The following is a 12,848-nucleotide window of genomic DNA, read 5'->3' as shown; positions in this document are numbered from 1 at the left end:
CTTCCCAAATAGTTCATTGCAGTTACTGACTCCATGCCCGATAACGCTCTCGCAGCGCATGACGAATGCCCATTGCCGCCAGATTCAGCCCGATTACAATCACCACCAACAGCAATGCGGTGGCGAATACCAGCGGCCTTGCGGCCTCAACGCTTGGGCTTTGGAATGCCATATCGTAAATCTGGAAGCCCAGATGCATGAATTTACGCTCCAGATGCAGATAGGGGAAAATGTCGTCTACCGGCAGCACCGGTACCGACTTCACCACCCCGACCAGCATCAGCGGCGCGGTTTCACCCGCCGCACGCGCCACCGCCAGAATCAGTCCGGTCATCATCGCCGGCGCCGCCATCGGCAATACAATGTGCCATAAGGTCTCCGCTCGGCTGGCGCCCAGCGCCAACGATCCCTGACGCAAGGTCGCAGGAATGCGTGACAGCCCTTCCTCGGTCGCCACGATCACCACCGGCAGCGTCAGCAACGCCAGCGTCAATGCGGCCCACAGCACGCCCGGCGTACCGAAGGTCGGATTGGGCAGCGACTCGGGGTAAAACAGCTGGTCAAGCGTACCGCCGATCAGATAGACAAAAAAGCCCAGCCCGAACACGCCATACACGATCGACGGCACGCCGGCCAGATTGACCACCGCGATGCGTATCAGCCGTGTCAGCAGGTTATTGCCAGCGTACTCATGCAGGTAGACCGCAGCAATCACCCCAAACGGCATCACCACCATCGACATCAAAATCACCATCAGCACGGTACCGACAATCGCCGGAAATACCCCCCCTTCGGTGTTGGCCTCGCGCGGGCTGTCCATGAGGAATTTTCTGACCTGATCGCCCCAGTGCGCCACTTTTTGACCGACGCTCATCGCGTTGGGATACCAGGCATCGCGTACCTGACTCAGCGCGATGGTATGCAGTTGCCCATGCATATCGCGCAACAGCAACGCGTCACGCTGCCGATCGCGGTTCAGCCCCGATAATTTTTCTGCCAACTGGCGGTATTGCCGCTGCAGTTCCAACCGTTCGGCTTTGATCGACGCCTGAGCGCGCGCATCAAGCCGATCGTCACGCAGCAGGCGTTTTTCGCGCAGGCTCAGCGCAGCGAATTGCTCATTGATGCGCGCCATAGCGCGGAACTGGATATCATGCGCCTGGCGCGACAAGGCGGCTATCTGCGGCAAACGTTGCTGCAACGCCTGGCCGAGATCGCGGCCGGTGAGCGGTTGTCCGTCTTCCAGCATCCCGGCCAGATAGCCATACGCCGTGCCATTGCTGTTGCGTTCGAGCACCAACAGGTTACGCGGCGTGGTTTGACGACGCACATCGCTGCTCAGCAGAGTGCGAAAATCCTGCCCTTCGCTTTCCCGATTACCGACCTTGATCAGATAACGGGTATAGCGTTGTGCGTCGCCCGGCGGCGTAACGCCGGATTCCAGCAGTTGACGACGTGAAATGGTGTGCTGCTGGTACAGTTCGCCAATCATCGTCACCGGCCCGGCCGCCGGCTGCTCAAGCTCGAACTGGTACACCGGGCTGGGCCAGAAATAGCGCATCCCCTGTCCCGCCAGCAATAATAGAATGCCGATCAGCGCCAGCAGGCTGACGGTAACCGAGGCGGCAGTGAGCCAGACCCACGGCGAGCCGGACTTCAGCCAGTTCTTCATGGCGCCTCCTGATTCAGGGTATAGCGCTCACGCAGCCGCAGGCGAATGGCTTCGGCCAGCGTATTGAAAATAAAAGTGAAAACAAACAGCACCAACGCGGTGAGAAACAGCACCCGATAATGGCTGCTGCCGGACACCGCCTCCGGCATTTCTATCGCGATATTGGCCGCCAGCGCGCGCAACCCCTGGAACAGGCTACCGTCAACGATCGGCGTATTGCCGGTCGCCATCAGCACAATCATGGTTTCCCCTACCGCACGGCCAAAACCAATCATCAACGCCGAAAAAATGCCGGCGCTGGCGGATGGCAGCACCACGTGCGCCACCGTCTGCCACGGGGTGGCGCCCAGCGCCAGCGACCCTTGACTGAGTGTGGCCGGTACGCTGAACAGCGCATCTTCCGCCAGCGAGAAGATAATCGGCACCAGCGCGAACCCCATCGCCACGCCCACCACCAGCGCGTTGCGCTGATCGAAGTCATCCCCCAGCCACACGTGCAGCGGTGCGTCGAACAGGCTGAGCTCCAGCCATGGACCCACGGCAAAGGCGCCCCACACCGTTAGCGCCACTACCGGCAGCAACAGCAGCAAGTCGATGCCCGGTGCCAGTCGGCGTGCCCCCCAGCGATGCCACGCCGCGCCGCACAGCAATACCGCGGCCGCCAACAGCAGTGGCAATGCCAGCACCGCCAGCAAATGCTGTTCTATTACCGGCGCCAGCCAGATACCGGCCACCAGCCCAATTACCACCGTTGGCAATGCTCCCATCACTTCAATCGCCGGTTTTATCACCCTGCGCAGCGCTGCCGACATAAAATAGGCGGTATAAACAGCGCCAGCCAACGCCAGCGGTACCGCAAACAGCATGGCGTAAGCCGCGGCCTTGAAGGTGCCGAAAATCACCGGTATCAGGCTGAACTTGGCCTGATAGCTGTCTTCCCCGGAGGTGGATTGCCAGACAAACGCCGGCTGCGGGTAGTTTTCATACCACATGCGCTGCCACAGCGAGCGCCAGGTCACGTCGGGATAGGCATTGTCCAGTGCGTAGCGCTGCCAGCCCTGCGCGCTTTCCAGCAATAGCCCGTCGCCGCGCGGCGCAAACGCGGCATGTTGCACGCCCGCCGGCAGCTGCGCACTCAGCAGCGGCGACGCTTGCAGGGTGGAAAACAGCGCAAAGGCGCCGTCTGGCTGCAGGGTGGCAAACACCCGGCGATACGGCTCGCTGAGCAGCAGGCTGTGCGGTACGGCGTGTGGCTGGAAGCGTTGCGCCGGCGTCAATTGCCAGCGTTGGTTTTTCTCCACGTCGAACCATTCGCGCAGTTCGCCGTCGGCGGCGTGAACGATTAGCGCGCTGCCTCCCGGCAAGGCGCTGATGCGGTAAGGCCCTTGCCCACCAAGCCTGCGGGTTTCGCCCAGTTGCAGCCGATCGCCATCGATCTGGTAGCGCGCCAGCCGATCGCCGCTCAACAGATACAGCTGGCGACCGTCTGGGGTGATGATCAGCTGCTGCGCTGCGGCATCAAGCGGCAGTTCACTCACCGTGGCGGCCTGTTCGCTGCCAAAACGCCCCAGGAGCAGACGGCGATCGTCGGTGACCGCCGCCAGCAAAAACTGGCCGGCAGGGCGCACCGGGGTCAATGCCAACAGCGTCAGCGCCCGGCCGCGTCGATCCAGCGCCTGCGGCCGGGCGCCCAGCGGCAACGCCCAGCGCGGCAACCCTTGTTGCGTCGCGGCAAATTCGGCCTGCGTAATGATAAAACGGCCATCAGCCCCCGCCAGCGCAAAGGTATCCCGGGCGCCAACCGCCTGTGCCAACAGCGCGGGTGCCTTCAACAGCCGTTGCTGCGCGATCGCCGTGCCGGCAGGACGATTGTCCGCCGAGGTCAACGAATAGAATCGGCCTTCGCCCTGCGTATCGATGCGATAACCGACGCGCTGCTGTACATCCATACCCAGTGCCAGCGTCGGAGCGCTGCGCTCGATCGCTATCGACTGTGCCACATCGATCGACGCCGACTTGAACAGCGGCAGTACCGCATACAGCAGATAAACGAAGATCAGCATCAGCGTCATCAGCACCAGCAACCCGCTGACGGTAACCGCTGCCTGTACGCCGCGATCGATACGCGCCCGCAGACGATCCCGTGGATGTTGATTTGCCGTAGTCTGTACCATGTGTCTCGCTGTCGTTTTGCTGGCTGGGCTTGCGCCGTAAGATAACCGGGCATCTTATGTCAGATTGGTGACGTTTGCATGACAAAGTTGCCGTTAGGCAAGTGGGTAATCTAATGGACTTTATTGTCAATCTCTCGCAATAATGTTGTAGGACATTAGAGCGGCATCCGGCACAACCCATGCCCTGAATCATAGAGGATGCCATTCGATTTTCCCCATGCAAAAGCGGAGTAATAATGGGTCAGGAAAAGCTCTACATCGAAAAAGAACTAAGCTGGTTATCCTTTAATGAGCGCGTATTGCAGGAAGCCGCAGATAAGAGCAATCCCCTGATTGAGCGCATGCGGTTTCTTGGCATTTACTCCAACAACCTTGACGAGTTTTATAAAGTCCGCTTTGCCGACTTGAAGCGGCGTATCCTGATCAGCGAAGAACAGGGCTCCGCCGGCGCATCACGCCATCTGCTGAAAAAAATCCAGGCGAAGGTGCTGAAAACCGATCAGGAGTTCGACAGCCTGTACAACGATCTGCTGTTGGAAATGGCTCGTAATCAGATCTTCCTGATTAACGAGCGACAGGTTTCGGAAAATCAGCAAATCTGGCTGCGGCAGTATTTCAAACAGCACCTGCGCCAGCACATTACCCCGATTCTGATTAACCATGACACCAATCTGGTGCAGTTCCTGAAGGACGACTACACCTATCTGGCGGTCGAAATCATCCGCGGGACGCGCATCGACTACGCGCTGCTGGAAATTCCGTCCGATAAGGTTCCGCGCTTTGTCAACCTGCCGCCGGAAGCGCCGCGCCGCCGCAAGCCAATGATCCTGCTGGATAACATTCTGCGCTACTGCCTGGATGATATCTTCAAGGGCTTTTTCGATTACGACGCGTTGAACGCCTATTCGATGAAGATGACGCGCGACGCCGAATACGATCTGGTAACCGAAATGGAATCCAGCCTGCTGGAACTGATGTCCTCCAGCCTGAAGCAGCGTCTGACCGCCGAACCGGTGCGTTTTGTCTATCAGCGCGATATGCCAAACGAAATGGTCGAACTGCTGCGCGGCAAGCTCGGCATTTCCAACTACGACTCGGTGATTGCCGGTGGTCGTTACCACAACTTCAAGGATTTCATCAGCTTCCCTAACGTCGGTAAAGCCAATCTGGTCAACCGACCGCTGCCGCGTCTGCGCCATATCTGGTTTGACAACTTCCGTAACGGCTTTGATGCCATTCGGGAAAAGGACGTATTGCTGTACTACCCTTACCACACCTTCGAGCACGTGCTGGAACTACTGCGTCAGGCCTCGTTCGACCCCAGCGTACTGGCGATAAAAATAAATATTTATCGTGTGGCGAAAGACTCGCGCATCATCGAATCGATGATCCATGCCGCCCACAACGGCAAGAAAGTCACGGTGGTGGTGGAATTGCAGGCACGTTTTGACGAAGAAGCCAATATTCATTGGGCAAAACGCCTGACCGAAGCCGGGGTTCACGTTATTTTCTCGGCGCCGGGCCTGAAGATCCACGCCAAACTGTTCCTGATTTCCCGCCGCGAGGGCGATGCTATCGTGCGCTATGCGCACATCGGCACCGGTAACTTCAACGAGAAAACCGCGCGCATTTATACCGACTACTCGCTATTGACCGCAGATGCACGCATCACCAACGAAGTGCGGCGGGTATTCAACTTTATTGAAAACCCGTACCGCCCGGTCAGCTTCGACAACCTGATGGTGTCGCCGCAAAACTCGCGCCGCATGCTGTACCAACTGATCGACAATGAAATCGCCAACGCGCAGGCGGGCGAACCGGCCGGCATTATGCTGAAAATAAACAATCTGGTGGATAAAGGGCTGGTGGATCGGTTATATACCGCCTCTGGCGCCGGCGTAAAAATCCGCCTGCTGGTGCGCGGAATGTGTTCTTTGATTCCCAACCTGCCGGGAATCAGTGACAATATTCAGGTTATCAGTATCGTTGACCGCTATCTGGAACACGATCGCGTCTACGTTTTCGAAAACAAGGGTGACAAAAAAGTCTATCTGTCGTCTGCCGACTGGATGACCCGCAACATCGATTACCGTATCGAAGTGGCGGTTTCTCTGCTGGATCCGGCGCTCAAACAGCGGGTGCTGGATATTTTGGAGATCCTGTTTAGCGACACGGTCAAAGCCCGTTATATTGATAAAGAACTGAGCAATCAGTACGTGCCGCGCGGCAACCGCCGCAAGGTGCGGTCGCAGATTGCCATTTACGAGTATTTAAACGCTCTGGAACAACCAGGACACTAGGCCAGTAACTATGCCGCTAAACAGCACCACAACTCATAAACCGCAGGAAATTGCTGCCATCGATCTTGGCTCGAACAGTTTCCACATGGTGATCGCCCGCGTTGTCAACGGCGCCTTGCAGGTTTTAGGCCGTTTGAAACAACGGGTTCACCTCGCCGATGGATTGGATGCCAACAATGTACTCAGTGAAGAGGCTATAGAACGTGGTCTGGCTTGCCTGGCATTATTTGCCGAGCGGCTGCAAGGCTTTCCGGCGGATAACGTCACCATCGTCGGTACCCACACCCTGCGTCAGGCGGTCAATGCCGAAGCGTTTCTCAAGCGCGCCGCGAAGGTCATCCCCTACCCGATTGAAATCATCTCCGGGCAGGAGGAAGCGCGCCTGATCTTTATGGGCGTCGAGCATACCCAACCGGAAAAAGGCCGCAAGCTGGTGGTCGACATCGGCGGCGGCTCAACCGAACTGGTGATCGGCGAGGATTTCGAACCGCTGCTGGCGGAAAGCCGCCGCATGGGCTGCGTCAGCTTCGCCCAGATGTTTTTCCCCGGCGGCGAAATCAGCAAGACCAACTTCAAGCGCGCGCGCCTCGCCGCCGCGCAAAAGCTGGAAACCCTGGCCTGGCAGTACCGCATCCAGGGCTGGCAGTACGCACTGGGTGCCTCGGGTACCATCAAGGCTGCGCATGAAGTACTGGTGGAACTGGGCGAGAAAGACGGCCTGATCACCCCTGACCGGCTGGAAATGCTGGTCGAGCAAGTACTGCAGTTCAAAAACTTCAGCGCCCTCAGCCTGCCGGGCCTGTCGGAGGATCGCCAATCGGTATTTGTGCCCGGGCTGGCTATTCTGTGCGGGGTATTTGACGCGCTGGCGATCCGCGATCTGCGCCTGTCTGACGGCGCGCTGCGCGAAGGCGTACTGTATGAAATGGAAGGCCGTTTCCGCCATCAGGACATCCGCAGCCGCACCGCCAAAAGCCTGGCCGATCACTATAATATCGATCGTGAACAGGCCAAACGAGTGTTGGAAACCACCGAGCTGCTGTACGCACAGTGGATGGCGCAAAACACCAAGCTGGTGCATCCGCAGTTGGAAGCCCTGCTGAAGTGGGCGGCAATGCTGCACGAAGTCGGCCTGAGCATTAACCACAGCGGCATGCATCGCCACTCGGCGTATATTTTGCAAAACTCCAATCTGCCGGGCTTTAATCAGGAACAGCAATTATTGCTGGCAGCGCTGGTACGCTTCCACCGCAAGGCAATCAAGCTGGATGAGCTGCCGCGCCTGAACCTGTTCAAAAAGAAACATTATCTGCCATTGATTCAGCTGTTGCGCTTGAGCACTCTGCTCAACAACCAGCGGCAGTCTACCACCACGCCGGAAACGCTGCGTTTGATCACCGATGACAATCACTGGACGCTGCGCTTCCCGACCGGCTATCTGGCGCAGAACAATCTGGTGCAACTGGATTTTGAACGTGAACAGGCCTACTGGAACGACGTGGTTGGCTGGAAACTGATGATAGAAGAAGACGCCCAGAACGACGAACAGCGTTCGGCATAACGCCTTACCGGCTTGCCTTGATCCCCCAGAGGGCAAGCCGGGTAACGTGGCGTGGCGGCATACCGCCCGCTATCCCCCGCGGCCATCGTCTGGTCGGCATCGATTACGCAACGCACCGGCGCTAATTCCTGGCATATCCCGCCTCACCGCCAGCCACGCCCGGCGCATCACAATCGGCATGATAGCGGCAATGAAAACCGGCCGAGCCCCTATACCGCGTAAAATAAACGCTAAACGATGGCTAAACCATTCAGGAAACAAATAGACAAATTTTATTCACCCGGCCTAAACTTGCAGTAATCGTGCGCAGCAGGCTGCTGCCAACCCCTTGATAAGGAACCGATAACTTCGGGTGATATATGAAAAAAAGAACCACCGGACAAATGACCAAGATCGTGTTGTTTGTCAGTTTTATCATACTGATCGGCCGATTACTGTACGCAGCCGTAGTTGCCGTGCCGCATCACCAGGAGAAGAAAGCGTCCTCGCAACAGTACGACCAACGTCTGTAACCCCACCTTCTGTTGTGCCCCATAAAACTGACGTCCTGCGTCAGCATGTTCTATCTTGTTAAAGCCGTCATACGGGAACTGTGCGAGTAACGCGTTAAGGAATACCATGTCAGCCGCTACACATAACGTCAAAAAAGTCGCTGAATACCGTCAGCGCATTCTGTCTTTGCTATTGAATAACAAAGAGCTGGTCGATGGCATTCTTGGCCGTCCCGGCGACGGGCAACCACTCGACAAAAGTGAACGGCTCAATCAGACCGCTGAAATCACCCAGATTGTCGAAGACATGCACGCCGCCGATCTGGCGGACCTGCTGGAAGCGCTGCCGCAGGACGAGCGGCTGGCGCTGTGGCGGCTGGTCGGCAACGCCAAGCGTGGCCAAACGCTGGTGGAAGTTGCCGAACCGGTGTGGGACAGCCTGATCGAAGAGATGAGCGATAAGGATCTGCTCAAGGCGATCAAGACGCTGGACGTCGATGAACAAGCCTATCTGGCGCAATTTCTGCCGCGTAACCTGATGGGGCGGCTGCTCACCTCGCTGGAACCTGATGAACGGGCGCAAGTGCGCGAAATGATGCACTACGGCAAAGAAACCGTCGGCTGGATGATGAACTTCGAGCTGATCACGGTACGCGCCGACGTCACGCTGGGCGCGGTGCACCGCTTTCTGCGCCTGCGCAAAACCATTCCCGATGCGACCGATAAAATCTTCGTTACCGATCGTAAAAATACCCTGCTGGGCGAACTGCCGCTGACCGCGGTGCTGCTCAACGATCCGCAAACGCCGGTATTCGAGGTGATGGACAGCGATCCCACCACCTTTCAGCCAGAGGACAAGGCCGAAGCGGCGGCGGGTGCATTTGAACGCTACGACCTGATCAGCGCACCGGTGATCGACGCCAAAGGCAAGCTGATGGGGCGTTTGACCATCGAAGAAATCGTCGACGTGGTCAATGAGGAAAGCGAAAGCAACCTGCGCCGGATGGGCGGCTTGAGCCCGGAAGAAGACGTGTTCGCTCCGGTCGGCAAAGCGGTAAAAACCCGCTGGGCCTGGTTGGCGATCAATCTGTGCACCGCCTTCATTGCCTCGCGCGTCATTGGTCTGTTCGAGCACACCATCTCCCAACTGGTAGCGCTGGCGGCGTTAATGCCGATCGTCGCCGGCATCGGTGGCAACACCGGCAACCAGACCATTACCATGATCGTGCGCGCCCTGGCCCTGCACCAGATCGAAGTTGGCAACATATCGCGACTGATGCTCCGGGAACTGGGCGTGGCAGTCATCAACGGCGTGGTGTGGGGCGGTATCATGGGCGTAGTGACCTATCTGCTGTATGGCGACTGGGCGATGGGCGGCGTGATGACCCTGGCAATGATACTTAACCTGCTGGTCGCGGCATTGATGGGCGTCGTCATTCCAATGACCATGCTCAAGTTCGGCCGCGATCCGGCGGTCGGATCCAGCGTGCTGATCACCGCGCTGACCGATACCGGCGGATTCTTTATCTTTCTTGGCCTCGCTACGCTGTTTCTGCTGTAGGCCCGCGCGACCGGCAGGTTATTCCTCACTCGCCGGCTGAGGCTGCCAGCGCTCATTGTGCCAGAGGTGCAGCGTGGCGTAAGATCGCCACGGTCGCCAACGTTCGGCGTAGCGTTCCATCTGTCGCGGCGTCATGCCGGGAAAACGCTGTTTAATCAGGTAATCGCCGGCCAAAAATACGTCCGGCCATGACCAGGCGCGCATCGCGATATAATTGGCCGTCCAGTTGCCAATCCCCGGCAGTGCGGTCAACGCCTTGATGCCAGCATCGATATCCAGCACGTTATCCAGCGCCAGCCGCCCTTCCACCACCGCCCGGGCGATGGCGATCAGCGCCGCGGCGCGTTTGAGCTGAACACCAAGCGGCCGCAGATCCTGCGGTTGCAGTTGCGCTACCTGCTGCGCGGTCGGGAACAGGTGAGTGATGCCGGCGTACGGCTGCTCAAGCGGCGTCCCCCAACGTTCGGCCATCCGCCCGGCAAAGCTGGCGGCCATCTTGACGCTGACCAGCTGGCCCAGCACCGCGCGCGTTGCCTGTTCAAAGCTGTTGACGCAACCGGGCAGCCGCAAGCCGGGCGCGTCGGCAGCCAGCTCACCCAGCGCATCGGCGATCAGATCGGGTGCGGCGTCCAGATCAAACAGCTGACGTACGCGCCGTAGCACCTCGGTGGTGACCCGGCTGAGCGACGGCGCAATCTCTACCCGCACCCGGTTGCGCGCCGGCTCCGGCAGTACGCTGACCCAACCGTGATATTCCTCCCCACCCTGCTGCAACGCAATGGAGCGGCAATACTGACCGTCCCGCAGGCTTTCCACGCCGCTAACCGCACGTGCCTGTAAAAATGTCAGCATGCGTGCCCAGTCGTACGGCGGCCGATAGCCCAGGTGAAACACCAGTCCGCTGGCAGCGGCGCGAGACTGCCGCGCGCTGCTTTCACGCAAGGCCGACGGCACCAGGCGGTAACGCTGTTTGAACAGCTCGTTAAAGCGCCGCAGACTGCCGAAACCGGCGGCGAACGCCACTTCGCTCAGCGGCATGCTGGTATCTGCCAACAGCCGTTTGGCCTGCAACAGCCGATGCGACTGCGCATAATCAATCGGTGACGCGCCGAAGCGTTCGGCAAATATCCGCCGCAGATGACGATCGGAAATCCCCAGCCGCGCCGCCAGCGCTTCACAACCGTGTTCGGAAAGATAGCCCTGCTCAATCAGCTGTACCGCCACCTGCGCATAGCGGTTGCCCAGATCGATCAGCGCCAGCCCCGGTGCCAGTTCAGGCCGGCATTTCAGACAAGGGCGAAACCCGGCCAGTTCGGCCGCCGCCGCGCTGGGGTAAAAGCTGCAATTTTCAATTTTTGGCGTGCGGGCGCTGCATACCGGGCGGCAATAGATACCGGTTGAAGAAACACCGACAAAAAATCGGCCGTCAAACTTGCGATCGCGCGCCTGCAGCGCGGCATATAATGCCTGTTGATTACTCATGATTACGCTCAATGTCGGTTTTTTCATCATTATGCTGCTCGCGCTGCGCCCTGACGTGCGGAATTCGGACATTAACCTGTGGCAAACAGTTAAGCATGCCAACGGCCACTGCGCTAAATTTTTAGCCGCTTGACGCGCTGCACGTTGCCCAGACGCCCGCTCTCGGGTAAAGTCGCCCCCCTTCATTGGCATGGGGAAAGACAATGTTTATTGGTTTTGATTATGGAACAGCAAACTGCTCCGTGGCGGTCATGGGCGACAATGGCCCAGAGTTGCTGGCGTTGGAAAACAACGAACCCTATTTGCCGTCAATGCTGTGCGCGCCAACGCGCGAAGCGGTTAGCGAGTGCCTGCACCGCCATTGGCAGGTACCGACCGGCAGCGACGAAAATCAGCAATTGTTGCGACGCGCCATCAGCTTCAACCGCGAGGAAGACATTCCGGTTAATGCCGATAGCGTGCTGTTCGGCCTGCAAGCGCTGGCGCATTACGTCGAAGATCCGCAAGAGGTGTACTTCGTTCGATCGCCCAAATCCTTCCTCGGGGCCAACGGGCTGAAAGCGCAGCAGATCGCGCTGTTCGAAGATTTGGTATGCGCCATGATGTTCCACATCAAGCGCCAGGCTGAAGGGGCGTTGCAGCAGCAGATCGATCAGGCGGTGATTGGCCGTCCAATCAACTTCCAGGGCACCGGCGGCGACGAGGCCAACCAACAGGCGCAGGGTATCCTGCAACGTGCTGCCCAGCGCGCCGGCTTTAAAGACATCGAGTTCCAGTTCGAGCCGGTGGCCGCCGGGCTGGATTTTGAAGCTACGCTGAGCGAAGAAAAAACCGTTCTGGTAGTGGATATCGGCGGCGGTACCACCGACTGCTCGGTGTTGCTGATGGGCCCGCAATGGCGCGATCGCGCCGACCGTCAGCAAAGCCTGCTGGGCCACAGCGGCTGCCGCGTTGGCGGTAACGATCTGGATATCATGCTGGCATTCAAGCAGTTGATGCCGCTGTTCGGCATGGGCGGCGAAACCGAAAAAGGCATCGCGCTGCCGGCATTGCCTTACTGGAACGCGGTTGCCACCAACGACGTGCCGGCGCAGAACGATTTTTATGCTAGCGCCAATGCCCGTCTGTTGCGCGATCTGATCCGCGACGCCGCCGAACCGGAGAAGGTTCAGCGCCTGCTGAAGGTCTATCAGCAACGTCTGAGCTACCGATTGGTGCGGGCGGCAGAAGAAAGCAAAATAGCCCTGTCCGCTCAGGACAGTACCCAGGTGCCGCTGGCGTTCGTTCAGCCCGATCTGGCTGAAACCATCGGCCAGGGTCAGTTGGCCGAGGCAATTGCACAGCCGCTGCAACGGATCCAGGAACAGGTTACTGCGGCATTGGCCACCAGCCAAAGCACACCGCAGGTGATTTATCTCACCGGCGGTAGTGCACGTTCGCCGCTGCTGCGCGCCGCACTACAGCAACAGTTGCCAGGCATTCCGATCGTCGGCGGCAACGACTTCGGCTCGGTCACCGCCGGCTTGGCGCGCTGGGCACAAACGCTGTTTCGCTAGCTCGTCATTGGCTACGGGCTGAAATTCCCGCGCTGGCAAGAGATGAGGGCG

Annotated in this window: 8 protein-coding genes; 5 read left to right on the top strand and 3 right to left on the bottom strand. The window is 58.7% G+C overall.

Going from position 1 to position 12,848, the window contains the following annotated elements; genetic code table 11:
• Nucleotides 1-22: 22 nt before the first annotated feature.
• Complete coding sequence (pstA, locus tag NYE85_RS10550; RefSeq protein ID WP_259004683.1) at nt 23-1,672, bottom strand: phosphate ABC transporter permease PstA; 1,650 nt, start codon at nt 1,670-1,672, stop codon at nt 23-25.
• Entirely contained in the window at nt 1,669-3,846 is a 2,178-nt protein-coding gene (locus tag NYE85_RS10545) for an ABC transporter permease subunit (RefSeq protein ID WP_259004682.1), read from the bottom strand. The genes pstA and NYE85_RS10545 overlap by 4 nt, the downstream gene beginning before the upstream one ends.
• A 236-nt stretch (nt 3,847-4,082) precedes the next feature.
• Here NYE85_RS10545 and ppk1 point away from each other — a divergent pair, with 236 nt between their 5' ends.
• From ppk1 to mgtE, 4 genes are all read left to right on the top strand, one after another.
• Nucleotides 4,083-6,146 (top strand): polyphosphate kinase 1, encoded by a 2,064-nt coding sequence (ppk1, locus tag NYE85_RS10540; protein WP_259004680.1) that lies wholly within the window; start codon nt 4,083-4,085, stop codon nt 6,144-6,146.
• 10 nt (nt 6,147-6,156) lie between these two features.
• Nucleotides 6,157-7,707 (top strand): exopolyphosphatase, encoded by a 1,551-nt coding sequence (gene ppx / locus NYE85_RS10535; RefSeq protein WP_259004678.1) that lies wholly within the window; start codon nt 6,157-6,159, stop codon nt 7,705-7,707.
• 359 nt (nt 7,708-8,066) lie between these two features.
• Complete coding sequence (locus tag NYE85_RS10530) at nt 8,067-8,219, top strand: YfgG family protein (protein ID WP_259004677.1); 153 nt, start codon at nt 8,067-8,069, stop codon at nt 8,217-8,219.
• A gap of 106 nt (nt 8,220-8,325) precedes the next feature.
• Nucleotides 8,326-9,759, top strand: a complete 1,434-nt coding sequence (gene mgtE, locus NYE85_RS10525) for a magnesium transporter (protein ID WP_259004676.1) — start codon at nt 8,326-8,328, stop codon at nt 9,757-9,759.
• A gap of 18 nt (nt 9,760-9,777) precedes the next feature.
• On the opposite strand, the gene alkA is transcribed toward mgtE, so the two are convergent.
• On the bottom strand, nt 9,778-11,271 hold the full coding sequence (gene alkA, locus NYE85_RS10520) for a DNA-3-methyladenine glycosylase 2 (protein WP_259004675.1): 1,494 nt from the start codon (nt 11,269-11,271) through the stop codon (nt 9,778-9,780).
• A gap of 173 nt (nt 11,272-11,444) precedes the next feature.
• Between alkA and yegD the strand changes: the two genes are divergently transcribed.
• Nucleotides 11,445-12,797 carry a molecular chaperone gene (gene yegD, locus NYE85_RS10515; protein ID WP_259004674.1) on the top strand — a complete coding sequence of 451 codons (1,353 nt, stop codon included), beginning with the start codon at nt 11,445-11,447 and terminating at the stop codon, nt 12,795-12,797.
• The last annotated feature ends 51 nt before the right edge of the window (nt 12,798-12,848 follow it).

This window comes from Serratia sp. AKBS12 (genome assembly GCF_024793895.1).
GTDB lineage: Bacteria > Pseudomonadota > Gammaproteobacteria > Enterobacterales > Enterobacteriaceae > Serratia_F.
This window is presented reverse-complemented; position numbering and strand designations above follow the sequence as displayed.